Below are 19292 nucleotides of genomic sequence, written 5' to 3'. Positions count from 1 at the left end.
TCTCCTTTCATACCTTCAGAACGTCGTCGATCGGCTTGCCGGCGATATGCGTGATGCCTTTGGCCATGAACATGGTGTGGATCTCGTCCCGCTGCTTCTTGCTCTCGCAGAGGATTCTCGACGGTCCTTCAGCGCCCAGCAGATCGATTCCATCACCGAACATGACCTCGTTGGCGGGGCTGGAGAAGCCGGCGATCTTGAAGGGATCTCGTGTGGACGACGCGTACTTGCCGGTCTTCGAGGGGTTGACGGCCCCGTAGGTGTCCGCGTTCGCGCCGTAGTAGTCCGCGCGATGCATCAGCCGCTCAGGTTGGTCCCACACCAGCTTCGGGCCGTCATCCGACGGTGGCTTGCCGAGCACGCGCAGGAAGACGGAACTCGCCCCGCCGGTGAGCTTGTCCTGGTCTTCGCTCATGCCGACACCGCGGCTCACCCCCATCAACGTCCGGCGCTCGGTGGAGGCGAGCACACCGTTTGCCAGCATCGCCTTCAGCCCCGATGCCGACGTGGCGTGGACCAGGGCCTTGCCCTTGAACGCGGCGGTCAGCTTCGGCATCGAGTTGCCGACATCGAACCGGTTCCACGTGAGCCAGCCGCCGGACCGCCGGGGAGCCGGGTCGTAGCCCGCGGTGGCGGCGAGTGCCTCGCCGGTCTGGTGCCCAGTCACCTTCGCTACGGCTTCGCGCAGAACCTTCACCCTCGTCGGTAGTGCCTGCGTGTGCGCGTCCAACTGGATGTCTTTGGCGAACCGCGCGAGCTGAATGTCGTCCAGGCCGACAGCGAGGTGAGCACGCTCATGGAAGAGCTCTTGGCGCGTCATCTCCTCGAGCTGTTCGCCGGTTGCGATGGCCGCCTGCACCTCGGCTTTGCCTGCCAGGTTCTGCGCCTTGACGTTCGCGCCGAGGTAGCCGTACTCGCCTTCGGCCTGGGTCATGGGGCGGTTGGCCAGGTTGAGCTGCCCGAGCCGTTTGACCACGTCCGGGCCATGCCCCTCGCCGGCGGGCGCGATGATCTCGAGCCTGCCGCGCAAGGAGAACTCCGTCGTCTCCGGCGAGTTGACGCTGTAAGGCCGGTAGACGGCTTGAAATCCATCGCCGAGGTTGATCACGTACTCCTTGCCGGCGACCTTCTCCCACCGCGCCATGCCGTTCCAGCTGGCCTGGCCGGTCTCAGAGTCCAGGGTCGGCTTGATCCGTGTCGCGTCGCGCAGGAGACCGGCGACCCGGTGATCGCCAGTGTCGCTCGCGAGCACGGGCATCGTCACGGTGACCGTCGCGACACCTTCGTGCAGGTACGGGTTGACGTGCCCAACATTCTTCGCTGCGGCGGCCGCTGCCTCGACGTCTGCCAGCTTCGCCGCGTAGTGCGCGAGCATCGCGGAGTCCGCCGGTCCCGGACTGTCACCGACGTCCTTGGCCGCGGCAGCCATGGCCGCCTTCGCGTCACTGATCTTCTGCTCTGTTGTCGACGGGAGGTTCCCGACGGAGAGATCTCCCGCTTTGAGGTGGTGGTTCACGCTCTTCGCGGCCGCGATGATCTTGTCGGCAAGTCCGTGCTGCTCGTCGACCGGCAGCCGGCCATGAACGACCTGCTCGACCTGGACTGGAGCCGTCTCCTTGGTGACGTTGATAGCGTCGAGCAGCTTCTCTTCCGCCTCCTCGCTGACCAGTGCGTGCAGAACGGTGCGTGGGCCTTCGGCGCTGGCGTAACTCACCAGGGTGGCACTCGATGCGTGCAGGTCGGTTCCGCCCACCAGAATTGGCTCGCCGAACGGCTTACCGACGTCCGGCGTATCTGGGATAGGCGTCAGCGGCTGAGCGCTCGGTTCCTTGGAGCTGTCCATTTCGGCCGGTGCCTGCTCATCAGCGGAGACCTCCTCCTCCGGAGGTTCCGGCTCTGCTGACGGGGTCGAAGGCGTGATCGAGTAGCTCGTGTGAGCCGTCTTGGAGTTGGTGCCCATCAGGTCGCCCCCGCGTGCTGCAGGGCCGCGGCGTTCGACAGCTTCAGCTCACCGAGGAAGAACTCGGTGAAGTCCTTGCGCAGGTTCTTCTTGCGCTCGACCGCGTAGTCGAGGAAGGCCTCGGCGACCTGTTTCGTGGTCACCGAGGTTTCGGCGGTGCCATGGTGCTTGGCCGCCCTCGCACGCATCGCCGGAGCCCACTTCATCTGCTTCTGCGCGGCGCCGGCGTAGGCCGCCGCCCGCAGCAATCCACGCCACTCTGCGTCTGGAACCGATTCGAGGTGCTTGATCACCGAGTGGGCGGCCGCAGGGTTGACCCGGACTCCTTTGGCGAGCTTGCCCGCCTTGAAGGCGTCGTACGCCTGGTGGTAGACGGCCGTCGTGTTGTTCGGGCGGAACGACATCGACAGCTTGTCCTGACCATAGAACTTGAACGACTGACCATGGTCGATCGGGACGAGGCCACCCTCCCCTGTCCGGAGGACGTTGCCGGTGTGTGGATCGTGGTTCCCCAGAGCCCAACTTGCGACGTGCAGGCGGACGATGTCGTCGACGTCGGTCTGCGACCAGGTGGAGGGATTGTTGGACATCTCGGTCGCGCCGACGAGCATCGGCTGCACGGAGGCCGGTTTTCCGTTGATCTTGGTGGCGAATACGGGGACCACAGGCAGACCTGCACGTTGAAGTGCTCCCGAAGTAGCGGCCTCGGCCGCGATGACCGCGCCGCCTCGTGGAGTCGCTTCTCCTTTCGCGAGCCAGGTTTTGCCGTCTGGCCCGGTGTGCAGAGTCTTCGGATGTGTCCCGCCGAGGTGTGCGGGTTTACCCGCTCCGAAGTCCCAAGCCGCGACAGCGGACGGATCGACCGATTTCGGTAAGGCCACGAGGGCGGCTTTGGTCTGCTTCAGCGCCGAGAGCATCTCGGCGTGCTGGCGACCGAACGCGCTCCTCGGTGCCGCCAAGATGGGGGCCTTCGCGGCCTTCCCTGCCTTGGGTGGCAATGACTTCGTGCTGTTCTTGAGTGCGACCTTCTCTTGCAAACTGTGTTTCAGCGACGCGACCGCCGCAGTGGACCCATAGGCTTGATGGACCAGCAACGACTTGCAGAAGGATTTCGTCGCAGCCGCAGCTTGTTCGGTTGTGAGGACGCCGGCGGAGACGACGAAGGTTCGTAGGTCCTTCAGTTCTTGCTGGTCTACCCACGGCGCGATCTCGGTGTGCGCGACTTGGAGAGTCACGTTGTGCGCGAGTGTCGGCTCGACCGGTTTCCAACCGCCCATGTCCATGTAGGCGACGCCCGCCTGGTGCGAATGATCAAGGAACTTGCTCATCGCCGCGATGCCGCCTGGCTCGGCGAGGCTGGGTAGGCCACCGGGACCAAGTGCTTTTTGCAGCTCGGCGATGTTGGCTTCGAACGTCACCTTCGTTGCAGCGCGCTCCACGGCGAGGTGCTCGAGATCGAGCCGTTCCTGCTTCTCGGTCGACGCACGCAGCAGCTTCAGAACCTGGTGGGCATTGAGTACCTTGGCCTGGAAAGGCGCGATCTGGTCGTCGTCTTTCGCAGCTTGTATCGCGGTGGAGAGTTCATGTGGACCGATGTCCGTGAACGCCTGGTCGACTTGATGCTTCGCCGCGGAACGTATCGTCTCCAAGTCATCCAGCGCCGGGCTGTGGGCGGTCGCAAGCTTGTTTTCCGCGGCGATGAGAGTCGAGACGAGGTCGGGATCAGCCCACGAGCCGTTGGCCTTGGCTGTCTCGACGGCACCAGCAGCGGAGTTGATCGTTTCCTGTACTGCCTGCACTTCGGCAGCTGTCGGCGTCCAGGACGTGAAGCCCGGAGGCACGCTGTGGCTCGGCGTCGGGACCAGACTCGTGCCCAACTGTTGCCACTGCTCGAGGGTCTTGCCACCGACGGTTTCACCGGAGCACAAAGCCGCGAACCTGTTGATCGCGACGCTCTGGATCATCTGCTTCGTGCCTGCATCGTCCGGATAGGACGGATCGAGCCAGTGCACCAGTGGGTTTCCGTTGGTCTCGGACAATCCCACCAGCCCTGGGTACTTGAAGCCCTGTGCGGCAGCGAGTTCCTTGAGCTCATCCTGGGTCAGGCCGTTCAGGAACAGCTCGCACTGGGTATGCAAGGCATCCTCGAACTCGGTTGGATCACCGCTCAGTTTCGCGATTTCCCCTTGGGCCTCGTGGACCGCCTCCACGAACATCGCGTACCGTTCTTCGATGTCATCGGGCAGGTCGAGCGTCGTTGGCTCGAAGGGGTTCTCGGGATCAACTCCGTTGAGGGCGAAGCCTTCGACGACCGACAAGGCGATCTCAACATCAGTCGACTTCGGACCGTCCTCGAGCGGCAGCCCCTCCGAAGCCGAAGGGCCGACAGAGTAGGCCGCGTGCTTGGTTTTGGAATTCGTTCCCATGGAGACTCGATCAGCCGGCGCTACCGAGCAGGTCGTCGAGCTGGGACTGAACAGCGGCAGCGAGATCAGGCGCCGAGGGGATGAGGTCGATGCGTGCGGCGGGTGCGGTGAGCGAGTTCTCCCAGATCTCCATGTGAGCGCGGAGATCACCCTCCGAGGTCGAAGCGATGCGTTCGCGCCAGGTGAGGCAGCGTTGATACTCCCGCGGGACCCATTCGATGTACCGGTCGATCCGACCGTCGTCTCCCTGATCGATACCGAGCACCGCGACGACGGTCGTGGCGGCACCGTACTCGGATGACCAGCCGAGCAGAATCCAGAGCGTCCGCTGCATCAGTTTCCTCTGTCGGGTAAGAGCGAAGCCAGGTAGCGCACCGAGCTCGCGAAGGCGTCCGGGATGCGGGCTTTCAGGTCCTTGCGCCCTTCCGGAGTCATCACGGCTCCGTGGAGCGCGTACTGCGCCGGGTTCTGGCTGACGAGAATCAGCCTGGTGTCGAACAGCTCGACGGCGGTGGCGATGCGGTCTTGGCGGGACAGGCCGGTGATGATGACCGGGAGGTCGTCCGGGATGTTCTCCGCGAGCCAGGTGAGACCGGGCAACGCCCAGGTTTCCCAGTTCTTGTTCTCGCGCACGGTCTGGAGGTTGATTGCGATGGCGGGCGGTGCCGTGTCGGCGATCCACGCGGCGTACCGCTGGAGGTCCTCGAGCCGGAACCAGTAGAGGTTCGGGACGGCCGGCATACCGGCCCTGACGAATTCCTCCGCGAGCAGCAGCGACCTGCGCATGTTGATCAGGTGTTCGGCGCGCGGCCAGTTGCCGTAGACCGAGTAGTTGGGGGCCAGGACGAGATCGAACTCGAGCGTCGCCAGCCGGTCGAGCAGCCGATCGCGGTGCCGTGCCGTCCAGAACGCTTCGACCAGCGGGTCCTCTCCGTACCCCGAGAGGACGGTCAGTGTCGTTGCCGGGAGACCTAACGCTTCCGCGGCCGTCGCTGGTTGATCCCAACGGGGATAGATGGCGTGCGTCTGCGGAGAGAACACGCGACGCAGACCGACGGCGTAGGCGGGCCAGCCCAACGCGGCGTCGAGGTCGCCGGCGCCGGATCCGTCGACCTGCGGAATGAAGGAGGGCAAGCTTTCGGGCAAGCGGCCGCGGACGACGACGTCGTCGAACTCGAGGGTCTCCCCGACATCGGCCATCCACGCCTTGATGTCGGTTCGAGAACCGCATCGAACCGGGCAGCTCGAGCACGCGGTTCCCGTCTGCGCGGTCTCTGCGCGTGCGCAGCCGCAGTAGCTGCAGTCCGAGTTGCACCCGGAACAGAGTGGCGCGATCACCGCACCGGGTTCGGCGTCGGTGCCCGCGTACCAGGGGCAGCGCCTGCAGTCGCACCGCGCGGCCGGCACGGCGCCGGTGGGCAGGCCGAGGAAGACGGACAAGGGGCTCACTCCGTTCCGTTGAGCTGATCGGTCAGGAGGCGGAGCGACGCCAGATCGTGCGCGGAGAGCCGGGCACCGCGAGCCAGCGCGGCGGTCAGGAGACGAAGGCTGGCGAGGGTGTTGTCGACAAGTCGTTGTTCCACGAACTGGACGGAGTCAGCGGTCACTGATGAGTCAGCGCGGAGCTTGTCGGCTCGTGCACTGTCCGCTTGTTCATGCAGTTGCTCGGCTTCGGCAAGAGCTCCGTCAGGAGTGATCGTCGGGTCGGCCGCAGCGGTCAAGGCCGAGCTCAGCAACCGGGTCCGGTTGGTCTTCTTCACCGCGGCCCAGATGTCCTGTGCGGCCTGCGCCCGCCCGCGGTTGAGCTCGATGAACCGGATGCGGGTGTTAAGGCTGATCTTGGCCTCATCCATCTCTTCGGCGATCTCGCGGGGCATCTCGGCGAACGCGCGCACCAGCTCGCGCGCCTTCCGCGGAGTCAGCTGCAGGCCGAGGCGGGACAGGACCTGGGACCACGGCGCCGCGCATTTCTTGTCGGCGCCGCGGATCCGCTCCATGGCGGAGAACCGGGCGATCGGGTCGTCAATGGCGTAAACGTCGGCGGGAACCTTGTAGCCGTGCGCGATCAGCTTGCCCAGCAGCACCGCGCAGCGATCGAGGACGAGCGCGGCCGCCAGCTCACCAGGGCGCAGGTTCTCGCGAGCGAGGTTCTCGACCAGCTGCCAGATCCGGCGTTCCTCATCCGACAGCGGTCCGGGGCAGATGACCGCCGGGAGTGCGGTGAAGTGCGGGTTTTCCGGCTTGTGGACCGCTCCCCACCGGCATGCCCTCAGGCGGCGTTCCCCCGCCGTCAGCCTCATGGCGGGCGCCTTATCGGCGACGTCTATCTCTTCGACGAGAACCGGTTGAAGGACGCCGACGGTCGCGATGGAGGAGATCAGGTCAGCGAGTTCCTCAGGCGCGGTGCTGTCGCCGGGTGCCCGTCCCTGCGAGTCCGTGAACGGAGTTCCTTCACCTCGCAGCGGCAGCAAGGTGAACCGACGCTGGCGCAACCGAGACGAGCACCCGAGCTGCTCGACGAGGTCAACAGGCTCGTCCATCATGATCCACCGGCCTTGGGCCAGGCGAACGCGGATACCGGCGCGCCACTCTCGGCGAGCAGCGGCAGTGCGATGTCGGCTGCCGGTCCGTGGTCTCGAAGTCTCCGCAGCGTCGTCCCCAGCGCGCACAAGCGATCGCCGGCGAGCGCTAGGCCGTGCATCGCCTGTGCGTAAGCCCGCAGGTCCGCGAGCCGCCGCTCAAGGACGTGCTCGGCAGCGCCGGATAGGACGATGAGAAGCCGCGGGAAGCGCGCGTACCGGCTTCGCCATGCGGGACGCCCAGCCGAGTTCGGCTTGCCGGGGATGTAGTCGTGGTAATGGACGTAGGAGCAGAGCTTCTGCGCTAGCCGGGCGACGGGCATGGTCGCGCGGTCCAGCTCGATGAAGAACGTGCGCTGTGACCGTCGCCCGTCTTCGTCAAGGACGTAATCAAGCACCGCATCCGCGATGACAACGCCCTGGCGCCGTCCACGGCCGTCTCGAAACCGGTGCGCGACCTCCGGAGTCCACGACAGCGGCCCGCATTCATCCCCACGCCGGCGCGCCGTCGTCGTAAAGGCGAGCCCGGTTTCGACGACGTCGAGCGCATGATCCTGCAGCAGCTCCACCACAGCCGCCCGCGGGATGCGGTACGGGCGGGCATCAACTCGCCCGGACTCCTCGACCAGTTCCGCACCACTCTCGGTGACGTGCCAGGTCCTGGGAGCGTGGTGCCGGTGCAAACCGTCGGCAAGACCGTTTGCTCGTAGGGCAAGGAGCTTGTGCTGGACAGTGCGGATCGGCGTGGCCGGCGCGATCAACCGTCGCACCTGCTCCGTGGAGACCATGCGGTGCCAGTAGAGAACTGTCAGGGCCTCGCGCTTGAAGGGGTCGAGTCGCTGCATCGGTCATTCCACCGTCGACTCGGGTGCCGGCAACTCGATGCCTGCGCCGCTCCCGCGGGATGGAGGCCGCCCGCGCCGCGAACGAGGTGCCGACTGGTTGCCACGCAAGGCGTCGAGGACGCGGTCGTCGAGATCCTCGAGTTCGTCGAGCACCTCGCCGATCGGCCTGCGGGTCAGGTTCCGGTCGAGGCACCGGTCGACGTCGTCGTTCCACTCGGGGTGGAAGTGGTCAGCGAACTCGTCGTCCACGTGGAGGCCGCGGATCTTGAACGGCGTGGTGCGTTGGCCGCCGAGCGTCACGGTGACGACGTGGTGGAACTGCTCGAGTTCGGTGATCGTCGCGGGGTGGACGAGGCCTCCGTACTCGCGGGCCACCGTCCGGGCGCCGTCGACCGCCGCGGCGCTGGTCATCAGGAGCGACTGGTTCTGCAGCAGCGCCCTGCGGGTCTCCGGCGCGAGCCGATCGGGCATCTGGTTCATCGCGTGCAGAGCGACGCGGTACTTCCGCAGCTGTTCCAGGATCGCGGCGAGGTAGCCGCGCGATGCTCCGTCGACCGCGGCGAGCTCGTCGACGAAGGCGTCGCACCTGCGGCGCTGATCGACCAGTGTGTCCGCGCGCGAGCGGCCGGCGCGGAACAGGTCGTAGATCATGAACGAGGTGATCAGCTTGTTCGTCTCGCCGGTGCCGGTGGTGCAGACGAAGACGATCTTCCCGGTGTCCATGGCCTGGCGGACGTTGTACGTCGTGACCGACGAGCCGAGGAAGGCAGACAACGTCGGACTGGTGCGCAGGCGGTTGATGATGTTCGTGACCACCGTGGTCGCGTCCGGCGCGAGCTTCGTGAACGAATCCGTCCAGTAACGACGGATGCTCGGCTTCAGAACGCGCAAGATCTCGTCACGCCAGGCGTCGTCGTCAAGGAGCGTCGGGATCTGGAAGATCGTCGGCGCGCACTCGGCGGGCAGCCGCATCGCGAGATAGCAGAGCGCCTCGCACGCCTTGGTCAGAATCGACTTCGCCCGCGGCGCCGAATCTCCCCACCCCAGCGCCGTGGCAAACGAGGTAACGACGGCGTCGACGCGGTCCTCGATGTCCTCCTCGGAGAAGCCCTGCATGCTGAGCGGGTTCCAGCCGGGCAGCCGCTTGTCTCGCCCGCGGACGTCGAGATTGACCTCCCACAACCGATTCCGCAACTCAGGATTAGAGAGATACGGTTTCGCGCGTTTCCAACCGTCAGCGTGCGGATCCAGGAACCAGACTCCGCCGCCGAGCCGAGCGATCTCGATCGCCTGCGCGAGCGCTTCCTCGGTCTTACCGAAACCGGCCTTCCCGAACCGCGCCGAGAACAGCAGCTCGCGGATCGGCACCCCGACGAGCCGATCCTCGCCGTTGAGATCGGTGACATAGCCGAGCCGAACCAGCCCCGCGCCGGGTTTGTACCTCGGGATCTCCCTGGGAGCGGGCATGACCCAGCCACGGCTGCGGGCGATCACCGGCGACAGGCAACGCCCGGATGGCGGCTTCAGCAGCGCCGCGATCTCGCTCGCCGTCACGTAGGACCGGCTGCGCGGTTTGGCCAAGCCGGTGTCGAAACGCCGGTCGAAGAACCTGCGGATCAGGATCGTGTCCGCGCCGAAATGCCACCCCAGCACACGCGGCCCTCGAGCTCGCCAATAGTTGTCGCCGCGGTAGACGTCGAAGGCACCGATCACGCTGCGCAGATGCGCCTCGGCGCGGCCGGGAATCTCCGAACGGCAGCGGATCAGCAGCTGGACCGCGAAGACCGGCTCGTCCGTGGCGAACTTGTTCGGTACCGGCGCGACCGCTGGTGCCGCGGGCCGGCGGGCTCCGCGCGCCGTCGGCACGAACTCACCGACAATCTCGCCTGCGGCCTCAACGAGCGCCCGACCTACCGTCCCTTCCGATTTGGCAGTCTCACGAGCGAGGTGGCGGATCCTCGCGGGCGTCAGCGGAATCAGGTCGAGGCAGACGTCGACCGTCTCGCCAAGGTCAGGCCGGACGTCGCCCAGCGCGTTAGCCAGAGCTTGCAGCGGGTCGTCCGGCCGGAGCGGCAGTGCCTTGAGCGCGAGGTGGGCCGGTCGCGCGAGAACCAGCTCGGCGCGTGCCACATGCACCTGCGCTCCCCCAGAGGAAGGAGAAATCTCCCCGTTTCGGCGTGCCCGGAGGCCTCGTAAGAAGTTCATCGCATTCCCCCGCCCGCACGGAGGTCATTTCGCCCTCGTCCGTGTTCTCGGGAGACATCTCCTCGGTCGTCCGCGTTGCGGCGGATTTCGACTTCCGGGTAGGTCAGCTTGTTGATCACGCCGGTGATCGACTCCCGGCCTTCCACGCTCATGGTCAGCTTCCCGAACACCTCGTCGGTACTGAACCGCACCCGGACACCGACCGCGGACTTCGGCACCCAGCCGTGCACCGGGCGCACCCGGCCGAGCTGATGCGCGAACGCCAGAACGCCCTGGAGCGACGGGTCGAACGTGGCGGTCGGGAGGAGGTCGTAACTGACTCTGGAGCGGAGGTGGTGGGAACGTAAGTGTCGGTGGAGGACGAAGACCGCGATCAAGATCGCGACCACCGCCGTGGTCACCCACCACAGCGCGGGCTCGGCGAGCACGTGGTGGATATCGAGCGCCTTCGGCGCGCTGGTTCCCTGGATGGCCTGACAGCCATGGGGGAACAAGTCGGCATTCCCCGGGGAGCCTGCCCATGGCGCCTGACCAGGCAAGATGGCGAGGCTTAGCAGATCAACAGCCGCTGGGTCAACCGCTTGTTCATACGCAAGCCCTGTATCCATGGCAGCCTCCTCGAAGTCTCGGCCCAACTTGATGGGAGACATGCCTGAAGCTGTGGCCTTTGATACGAGTGGCCTCCGAGCTCTCGTGCAGTAGCTCGCTCACGGCGACGAGCCGGCCAGTTGGCGATCCTCTGAAGAAGTCGCCTGAAGAAGTTCACGCTGACAAGGTCTGCACACTCTTAGCTTCTACCAAGTTCACCCCACAGAGAGCGGGACAGAAGAGTGCCCTCACTTCTGATCATCATGGTCAGCATCGCTAGTACCTTGATCCCTCTAGCTGCGGCGGCGCTACGGCTCCACTGGCAGGCAGCTCGCGACCGTCGACGCCAGGAAACCTTATGCACTCTAGCGGCGCGCCTTCCGCCTGAAGGTATGGTCGAGCTGGACGATGTTCGCGACGACGGGAGCCGACTCCGGATTCGCATCAGCACTCCGACTCCCGATCCTGTCAGGGAGAGCAATGTCCGACCATGACCAACCTAAGCCCTTCTCACAGTCGCCAAGATCGGACAATCGGGCAGAAACTGTCCTGATCGACATCGAATTTGGCGCCTTCTACCGAGAGACGGTGAAGGGACTGGTCGGCTTCCTGGTCCTTCAGGGTGCACTACTAAGCGACGCAGCGGACATAGCCCAAGACACGATGGGCGAAGCCTACCGGCTATGGGACACCATTAGCCATCCTCGAGCTTGGTCATATCGAGTCGCCTCTCGATCGCTGATTCGCAGATTGGCCACAGTTGAGCAACCCAATGAAGAGACGCCTGAGCCTTCACCTTTATTGAGAAACTCAAGCTTCGAAGGTTGGGAACAGAGTCAAGATGCCATTCGCTTACTACAGTTGCTGCCACCACGACAGCGGCAGGTCATGGCCTGGACTCTCTACGGCTACACCCCCACAGAGATCGCACACGAAATCTGCATAGAGCCCACCGCAGTCCGCTCCAACCTGAAGAAGGCACGCCGTGCACTAGCACGACATCTGCGCGATCAGGAAGAAGACCAATGAACGCCATCCCTGATCCCAGGCAACAGCAAGCCATCCGTCAGAGCCTCGCCGTCCTGCACGACAATCTTGGTGAGATCTTGGACGTCGAATCTGGACTCCGCGACGCGATGAATTTCGGCGAACCCAACCGCCTAGATAGCGCACTCGCCGAAGAAATCGATGCAGAAGCGGGACTTGAGGCCATACTCCCAAAGGAGAAGCTCGCAGAACCGGACACCCAACAGGACATCTCGATGGTCGCGACCTATGCCGAGAACCTAATGACAAGCCCTTGGCGCAGCCGCCTGAACGTTCGAGTCGGCCTACCAGCGCAAGTACTTCAAGAAGCGCAATTCGCCGCATTAAACCACAATCTCGACTCAGCCTTCGAACAGAGCGACCGAATTGCGAAGAATATTGAGCGCGCCCTGGATATCACCCGACTGATCGACCTTTATGTTCCTGCCGCGAGTTCCACAACGGAGATTATATCCCTCCTTCAGAATTCTTTGCGGACCGCACTACAGGTCAAGAACGATCTCACTCACGGCCGATCACTATGGCGACAGCACGCCCACACGCTAATACTCACAGGTCACCTACAAAAGGGTCAGAAAATCGCACGAAAGCTGACCAGCAAGGTTGATTCCACCAATCTCGACCAGTTCAGTAAAGAACAATTAAAGCAAGGCCTTACCGGACAGTCGAAACTCGCCTTAGAGTTCGACAAGCTAATGAGCAATACGGCACAGCTTTCAACCACGATTTCCAAGCTTGGAAGCCTAGAACGCACACTTACCGCCATCCTTAACGTTTCCGCCCTGGACCCTGAATTTGCCTCCGCATTGAGAAGAGATCTACAAATTGGCCGCAAGCAGGGCTTCAACGGCAAACTCACCGCAGGGTTAGCAAGAGGACTTGAACGCATCAATGCTGCCACAACCGACTTTGCAGGCGCAGACTTGACAAATTTGGACCTCACCGGAGTTCCACTAACAGGAATTCGCTGGTCATCTACGACACGCTGGCCAAATGACTGGCAGGAGATAATTCACATATCATCAGTCAAGGTTTCACCCAACCTTTACGAAATTCGTGAAGACCCTCGGTTGCACAATCACATGACGACCCAATAGAGGAGGCACGTAGATGCGCGCGCAGACTACCCGACAAGGCGAACGCCGCCGGCATGGTATCCGACGTTAATCACATCAATTCTGACTCGTTCACCAGATGAAGGAGAATTTATCATTCTGCCATCGCCGATATAAATTCCCACGTGATGAATGAGATTCGGACTGTAGAACACGAGGTCACCTGGCCGCAGAGCGCCGAGCCCCGCTTCTTTCGGCACACGCGTCCCTAACGCGAACTGCGCCCTGCTGCTGTGCGGCAAGGCGATACCGACCTTGGCGTAGGCAAAGAGAACAAGGCCACTGCAGTCGAAGCCGATCTTGTTGTAGTCACCATGCCGATCAGCGACCCCACCGTCCCGGATCCCGCGGCTCGGCCCTGCGGCGGTCCCACCACCCCACGCGTACGGCACTCCGAGCTGCGACATTGCGGCGTCGATGACGATCTTCGCTGCTCCGGAGGCATTGACGACGGGTTGGAGTTCAACCGCGTCGTAGCGCTCGATGTTGGCGAGGACATGGGTGACGTAGGTCTGGCTGGCGTTGTACCGGAGGAGCGCTGCGCGGAGCTGCGCATGGTCTTTCAGATCGCGAGGGCCGATCCCACAGAGATAGACCGCCGCGCCGAGAGCGGCGTCGAAGGCGTTGTGCGGGTTGCGGACGCCGTCGTCGTTGCCGTCTTGTTCGACGCCGGCCCAGGTGGTCGTGAGGAACTGGAACGGGCCGACGGCGCGGGCGAAGGTTCCGTCGGGATTTCGGATGGGAGTGCGGTTGCCGCCAACACCGCTGCCGTCGAGAGGTGGGCCGAGGACCGGTGGGGTGATGTCCCCGTTGGGCGCGATCGTCCGGTCGGACGCGTGACGGGATTCGACTTCGGCGATGCCTGCGAGGATCGACCACCGCATCCCGGTGCAGGCGGGCCTGATGCCACCGATGCGCTGAGCCGTCTGCTGGTAAGCGGTGAGCATGACGTCCGGGATGCCAGGCACATGACCAGGTGTCGAGCTTGATCCGTCTGCTCCCCCTGCGATGATGACGGTGATCAGGACGGCGACGAGCACGCAGGCGATGACAGGTCCGAACAGGAGAAAGAGAGCGAGACAGCCCCATCGTTTCGGATGTTCGCGGACTTCGTTGCGGACGTGCTCGGCGACTTGGAGGGCGAGCAGCGGGTTCATGACCGGTGCTCGTTCAGCCGGGTACGCGCGCGTTGCGACCACGTCGGCGTGATCGGCAGCATCCCAGGCGGCAGCGGTGTCGGGTCCGGGCTCTGGCTGTGTGGCCTTCTCGGTCCTCTGCTGTCGGGGGTGGTGGCCGCAAGGTCGGTGCCGGTGTACTTGGGAGTGGCCGAAATTCTGGCAGGCGGCTGAGGCTCGGCTGGTGACTCGCCGGATAACCGGCGGGTGCCGAGAACGGACACCGCGGTGGTCGCGACATTCACCAGTGGGCTGGCGGCGGCGCCGATGTTTCCGGCGTAGGTAGAGGCGTAGGCCTTTACAGCGCCCGCCTTGCGCCCGAGCGCGGCCTTGGCCGCGGTGCCTCGTGCGGTGAGGGCGGTGTGCGCGCGGTTGGCGGCGGCCGGCCAGGACACCGGGGCGCCTAGGGTGAAGGAGACGGCTTTGCTGCCGACCTTCCCGCCCAATTTGCTCGCGGTCACCAGCCGGTTCTTCAGGTCGTTCGCCGGGGCGATGGCTTCGGTGAAGGCGCCGGCGCCGGTCTTGATCGTGCGGCTGATCCGGTGCGGGCCAGGCTCGACGATGGGTAAGGGCATGGATTTCGGTCCGCTACGTGGCCTGCCGAGCCGCTGGACGCCTGTGTTGGCGCTGGACCGGATCCGTTGAATGTTCGCCATGAGCCTTTTACGGAACAGGAAGCCGGAGAAGACGACGATGTCGATGACAGCGAACTTGACCAGTTGCGGGCCAAGGTCGGCGAGCATGAGTGACCGCAGCAGCACTGTCATGACGGCGATGAAGAACATCCCCATCAGCAGCTTGGCGATGGTTCCGGCGATCGAGCTGATGCGGTAGGCCAGCTGGTGCTGCAGTGTCGGGATCAGGGCCGCGATCAGGGCGAGGCTGAGCAGGAGGCCTTCGAAGAGCAGGAAGTACGGGGCAAGGATCTGGATCGCGTTGAGGCAGATGGTGAGGATCGCGAACAGGACCATCGCGACGGCGTACTCCCACGCCCCGAGCATGCGATCACCGTCGGCGACCTCGTTGTACTTGCCGTACTCGCTCGGACAACCGGCGAGCTCGCGGGCCGGCGTGCTGTCTTTGCCGGACCAGGGGCCCTGGTCGAGGATCTGCTTGATCGAGTACTGGCAGGCACCCGTGCCCTGTTTGCCGGAGACCGGCGTCCCGTAGTTGAGGGTCTCCCAGGGCGCGATGAGCAAGTTGTCGATGAGGGCCTGCCCGATCGGCGCCGCGGGATTTCCGGTGCCGCCGGGTTGCTTGCCCATGATCACGGCACTGACGTCGGCGCCGAGATCCCGGCTTAGGCTGAGCACTCCCCCATCGCCGACGAGGAAGTCAACGGGATGCGTAATAATCGCGATGGCGAGGACGTTGATGGCGATCGTGGACACGGTTTCGCGCCAGGCTCGGGTAGTGAGACCTCGCATGAACAGCAGCCCGAGGTAGCAGGTCGCGACGAGCAAGGCCAGTTCGCGAAGCTTCAAGCCCCCGATGACGGTGGTCTGCCAGATCTTCTCGAGATCCTGCGCGGGCGCCTTGATCCAGTCGACGACGCCGGCGGTCATGGCCCATTCGGTGAACCAGACCGAGAAACCGAGGGCGTACTTGCCGACGGCGAAGCCCATGTTCGCCAGCCAGAGCCAGATCGTCGGCATCGGGTTGCTGATCAGCGACGGCAGGTTGGCGAAGAGGTCGTAGTTGCGCAGGTCGCGGCCGTAGCCGTCGTCGATGGTGAACATGCCCTTGAGGTGTGCGGTGTGTCCGTGGTCGTCCTGCAAGGGCAGGGTCGGCCCGTCCGGATCGGGCTGGTCCAAGGTCGGCGGAGTCGGCTGCGGAACGCGAGGATCGGGAACGACGAGGCACAGCGGGTACGGCTGACACGGCCGCGGTTCGTTCGGTGGCAGCGGCACGACTTGAGCAGTGGCGGGCGCGGCGTTGCCTAGCAGTAGGACAAGCACGATGGTGGCGAACGCGAGAGGTTTCGCGGCACGCGCGTTGAGCGTCATGAACGTCTCCCGAGGTCGCGCCGGTGGTGTCCGAGACATGGCGTGTACCAGCGGGTTTGATTCAGGGGCGCCAGACAGTGGGCGTGGTGAGAACGGCTTGAGGCAGCGTCCGGTAGGGCTGGGTCAAAATCTTCACCTTGCCGACCCGGCCGGCGTGGTCGCGGACCAGAAACTCCCCGGCGCGCGCTCGGCGTTCTTCTTCGCCGCCTGCGGGGTTGAGCGGTGAGAGGTCTTTGGTGACGATCTCCTGGTACCGGGTGTCAGCAGGGTCGACGCCGAGCCACGCGAGCCCGTGTCGGGCGAGACCGCTATCGCGGTGGCGGCCGAGCATCCGAACGGCGATCAGGCCGCGGAGGACTTTGTCACCGAGGTCACTTTCGGAGTGCGAGCCGAAGGCGGCGTCGGCGCCGTGCTTGCGCCCATCTCGGACGAACTCCAAAGCGATCTGCTGGCCCTCGGGGGTACCGGTGACGGTATAAGCCTCGTCGCAGATGAATTGTCCCCACCGCTGGGTTCCGAAGCAGATCTCCTTGGCGATCGCGGCGATCAGGAGATGGAAAGCACGGCCGAACAGCTTTCTTGGCGGGATGCGGGCGGCCATGCGCTCGTTGCTCATCTCGAGGGTGTTCGGGAGCGGGACTTCGTTGGTGCAGAAGACCACCATGTCGGCGGCGAGCACGTCGACCGGTTCGAGATCAGGATCGAAGATCGGCCGAGTAATCGGATCGCGACGAAGGCGCCGTAGTCGGTCGGCGAGGCCTCGAGACGCTGGATCCGCGGCGCCATGGTCGGTGAGAACGTCGATGAGGGCGTTGCTGGACGCGGTCGGTGAACCGCTGACCTCGTCGAGGGCCCGGCCGAGCGCATCGCGTTCGGCCGAGTTGGATTCCAAGTCCAGCCAGGACGCGAAGAACGTCTCGGCGATGCCAGTGCTGGACTTCGTCTTGCCGCGGAAGACCCGCAAGGGATCGCAGGAATGCCGGAGCTCGGTGTTCGCGGCACGTTCGCTGTCGAGCGTGGGATCGATGATGTCGACCACCTGACAGTTGCCCGGGAGCGCTTTCGCGACCGGCTCCCATTCGCGGCTCCGGGTGCGGTCGATGGCGATCACGCGACCGTCGAGCATCAGCCGGACGACGGCGGCGATGTTCTTCAGCACGACCGACTTCCCGGATCCGAGTTCGCCGATCACCGCGACGCCTCCAGACGAGTCGTGGGTGGGCCCGTAGGTCGGGTCGAGCAGGAACGGGGTGATCGCGCCACCGTCCAAGACCATGCCGAACAACGCGCCACTGGGATCACCGAACTCAGCGGACGACATCGGGAGCAGCATCGCGCAGTCGCTCGCGAGGAGGTTCTGGCTGCATTCCCGCACGACCAGCGGCGTCCGGGAGCCAGGGAGCAGCGCCTGATAGAGCTGCTTCTGTCCACCGAGCGGCCTCTCCCACTTGTACTCGCCGCCCAAGAACATCTGCCGCAACGTTTTAGCCCGGGCGTCGCACTCGTCGGCAGTGTCACCCCACACGCACGCGACGACACCGACCTCGAGTTCGATTTCGGTGCTGCTCGCGCCGAGGCGGGCGTTCTTGTGCTGGATCTCCTCCTGGGCAGAGTGAACGTCGGCAGGTACACCCGCGGTGTCTCCGCCGTGTTCGTCGTCCTGGCTCATCAGGTCGCGGGTGCGGCGCCGGTTGGCCGCGCGAGCCTCGTCGTTCGTCTTTGCCGCGATGCGCAGGGCGTAGTCAACTCCGAAACCGATGTTCGCCAGTCGCGACAAGATCTCGTGCCCGGGGAAGCTGAAGGCGCGGGGCATCTCCGCGAGCACGAGATAGGCCTGGTAGCTCTCGATGAGCCCGTCGTCGTCCGGCGTGACGCACTTGAGAAATCGCTTGTTCAAGATCTGCAGCGGGTTTCCCAGTCGCTTGCCTTCGTCGCTGCGGGCGCCTTCGTCGAAGACGGTCCCGCGCAACGTCACCAGCCGAGCGCGGCTTCCGCCGCGTGCCAAGGTCGCGCCGGTGTTGTGCACGGTCGACGCGCGTTCGAGCTGAGGCTCGCGAACGCCCCGGACCGGAGCGCGGCTCAACCACCACAGCAGTTCGGCTTCGGTCGCGGGGCGAAGCGGGATAGCGCCGCCGAGCTCGTGCTCGATGACGCGTGCAAGTTCCTGTGCCTCAGCGACGGCTTGAGGCGACGCGGGGCACTGCGGTAGACCGAGGCCTGCGCTCAGTGCCGCTCCCGCGGCTCGCAGCAGGGCGCGGCCTCCGTCGCGCCAGCCGTTGCCGGCGAGGGGTTTGGCGATCCAGTAGCTACGGCCGAGCACGTCGAGGTCGTCGAGCTGGTCCCAGGCGTTATGCACCGTTTCCGCCCAGTGCGGGTTCTCATCGAGGTCGATACCGCCGAGACAACGCCGGATGATCGCGTGCGGCTGGACCTGTTCACACAGCGACGCCAGCATCACCTCGCCGCGCAGGGACTTCATAAACGTGACGGTGCGGCTGTAAAGCTCATGCAGCTGCTTTCCCGTCGAACGAGCGCTTTCCCTCGGATGTGCCCGCCACACCGCCCAGACCGACCCATCCGCGCAGAACACCAAGTTGCCGCTGACGTCCTGGATCTGGTTCTCCATCACCGGGCTCCGGCGAGCAGCCGTTGCAGTGACGACTTCGGCGCGGAGTTATCCACAGACTGTTGAGCCTTGTCCACATCCACGCCGTGCAGGTGGAACCGCGGCGTGCACGACACCGGCCGCTCCGGCCGATAGGACCGGCCTGCCAGCATTCCCGACGACGGCGCTAACAGATGCGCCGAGAGGCCAACCAGCCAGCTAGCGGGCGTCCGCGACTCAATCCGCGCGCGGCGGACTGCGATCGCGAACAGCGGTACACCCCAGCGCGCTGGGCCAAGCCAGTCCAGGAGCGGCAGCTTCCAGACGACGAGCAGAAGAACGAGGAAGACCACGCCTTGGGTGAGCGTGTACGGGCCGCCTGGCAGGTATCCGCCGTCCCGGCCGGGCATCCGCCCGAACATCCGAGGAAACCTGCGCGACCGCGTGTACGACCGTCCAATCAGGACATCTCCGCGTGCGCGTTGCGCGGTCATTTGGTGAACCAGGCGCCGAACATTCCCGACACACCGTCGAGGTTGAGCAAGATGCCGAGGAAGATCGCGGCGATCACGCCGTACTTGATCGAGCGGGTGAAGTTGCCCCGTGTCCCGATCAGCAGGCCGATGCCGCCCACGACGGCCGCGAGCAGTATCAAGCGGCGAACGGCCTGGTCTCCCCAGGCGAGGTTGGTGTCGATCCAAGTCTTGACGTCGGCTGCGAGCACGATGGTCGACATCTCTT

General features: G+C 64.8%; 15 protein-coding genes. 2 read left to right on the top strand and 13 right to left on the bottom strand.

What is annotated here, in order from left to right; all coding sequences use genetic code 11:
• Positions 1 to 7: 7 nt before the first annotated feature.
• From ACLARN_RS29455 to ACLARN_RS29420, 8 genes are all read right to left on the bottom strand, one after another.
• Complete coding sequence (locus tag ACLARN_RS29455; RefSeq protein WP_409494722.1) at positions 8 to 1960, bottom strand: hypothetical protein; 1953 nt, start codon at positions 1958 to 1960, stop codon at positions 8 to 10.
• Positions 1960 to 4386, bottom strand: a complete 2427-nt coding sequence (locus ACLARN_RS29450; protein ID WP_409494721.1) for a hypothetical protein — start codon at positions 4384 to 4386, stop codon at positions 1960 to 1962. The genes ACLARN_RS29455 and ACLARN_RS29450 overlap by 1 nt, the downstream gene beginning before the upstream one ends.
• Positions 4387 to 4396: 10 nt before the next feature.
• On the bottom strand, positions 4397 to 4720 hold the full coding sequence (locus ACLARN_RS29445) for a hypothetical protein (RefSeq protein ID WP_409494720.1): 324 nt from the start codon (positions 4718 to 4720) through the stop codon (positions 4397 to 4399).
• Positions 4720 to 5586, bottom strand: coding sequence for a hypothetical protein (locus ACLARN_RS29440; RefSeq protein WP_409494719.1), 867 nt, complete (start codon positions 5584 to 5586; stop codon positions 4720 to 4722). Before ACLARN_RS29440 ends, ACLARN_RS29445 begins: the two co-directional genes overlap by 1 nt.
• A gap of 245 nt (positions 5587 to 5831) precedes the next feature.
• On the bottom strand, positions 5832 to 6926 hold the full coding sequence (locus tag ACLARN_RS29435) for a ParB/RepB/Spo0J family partition protein (protein ID WP_409494718.1): 1095 nt from the start codon (positions 6924 to 6926) through the stop codon (positions 5832 to 5834).
• Entirely contained in the window at positions 6926 to 7810 is an 885-nt protein-coding gene (locus ACLARN_RS29430) for a replication-relaxation family protein (RefSeq protein ID WP_409494717.1), read from the bottom strand. Before ACLARN_RS29430 ends, ACLARN_RS29435 begins: the two co-directional genes overlap by 1 nt.
• A gap of 3 nt (positions 7811 to 7813) precedes the next feature.
• Positions 7814 to 9946 (bottom strand): ATP-binding protein, encoded by a 2133-nt coding sequence (locus ACLARN_RS29425; RefSeq protein ID WP_409494716.1) that lies wholly within the window; start codon positions 9944 to 9946, stop codon positions 7814 to 7816.
• Between the two features lie 65 nt (positions 9947 to 10011).
• The gene (locus ACLARN_RS29420) at positions 10012 to 10509 is read right to left on the bottom strand and encodes a hypothetical protein (RefSeq protein ID WP_409494715.1); all 498 of its coding nucleotides are present in this window, start codon (positions 10507 to 10509) and stop codon (positions 10012 to 10014) included.
• Between the two features lie 574 nt (positions 10510 to 11083).
• Between ACLARN_RS29420 and ACLARN_RS29415 the strand changes: the two genes are divergently transcribed.
• Both ACLARN_RS29415 and ACLARN_RS29410 read left to right on the top strand, forming a co-directional pair.
• Positions 11084 to 11632 carry an RNA polymerase sigma factor gene (locus ACLARN_RS29415; protein ID WP_409494714.1) on the top strand — a complete coding sequence of 183 codons (549 nt, stop codon included), beginning with the start codon at positions 11084 to 11086 and terminating at the stop codon, positions 11630 to 11632.
• The gene (locus ACLARN_RS29410) at positions 11629 to 12747 is read left to right on the top strand and encodes a hypothetical protein (protein WP_409494713.1); all 1119 of its coding nucleotides are present in this window, start codon (positions 11629 to 11631) and stop codon (positions 12745 to 12747) included. The genes ACLARN_RS29415 and ACLARN_RS29410 overlap by 4 nt, the downstream gene beginning before the upstream one ends.
• Before the next feature lie 26 nt (positions 12748 to 12773).
• Here the strand turns inward: ACLARN_RS29410 and ACLARN_RS29405 are convergent, their stop codons facing one another.
• The 5 genes from ACLARN_RS29405 to ACLARN_RS29385 form a co-directional block, all read right to left on the bottom strand.
• Positions 12774 to 13922 carry an NlpC/P60 family protein gene (locus tag ACLARN_RS29405; RefSeq protein ID WP_409494712.1) on the bottom strand — a complete coding sequence of 383 codons (1149 nt, stop codon included), beginning with the start codon at positions 13920 to 13922 and terminating at the stop codon, positions 12774 to 12776.
• Positions 13919 to 15946 carry a hypothetical protein gene (locus tag ACLARN_RS29400; protein WP_409494711.1) on the bottom strand — a complete coding sequence of 676 codons (2028 nt, stop codon included), beginning with the start codon at positions 15944 to 15946 and terminating at the stop codon, positions 13919 to 13921. The genes ACLARN_RS29405 and ACLARN_RS29400 overlap by 4 nt, the downstream gene beginning before the upstream one ends.
• Positions 15947 to 16007: 61 nt before the next feature.
• Positions 16008 to 18572 (bottom strand): ATP-binding protein, encoded by a 2565-nt coding sequence (locus ACLARN_RS29395; protein WP_409494710.1) that lies wholly within the window; start codon positions 18570 to 18572, stop codon positions 16008 to 16010.
• Positions 18572 to 18973 (bottom strand): hypothetical protein, encoded by a 402-nt coding sequence (locus ACLARN_RS29390; RefSeq protein ID WP_409494709.1) that lies wholly within the window; start codon positions 18971 to 18973, stop codon positions 18572 to 18574. Before ACLARN_RS29390 ends, ACLARN_RS29395 begins: the two co-directional genes overlap by 1 nt.
• A gap of 68 nt (positions 18974 to 19041) precedes the next feature.
• Positions 19042 to 19287 (bottom strand): hypothetical protein, encoded by a 246-nt coding sequence (locus ACLARN_RS29385; protein WP_044852697.1) that lies wholly within the window; start codon positions 19285 to 19287, stop codon positions 19042 to 19044.
• Positions 19288 to 19292: the final 5 nt, after the last annotated feature.

This window comes from Amycolatopsis sp. cmx-11-12, assembly GCF_046269425.1.
Lineage (GTDB): Bacteria > Actinomycetota > Actinomycetes > Mycobacteriales > Pseudonocardiaceae > Amycolatopsis.
The sequence above is the reverse complement of the archived record's forward strand: the minus strand, read 5'-3'. Positions and strand labels throughout refer to the sequence as shown.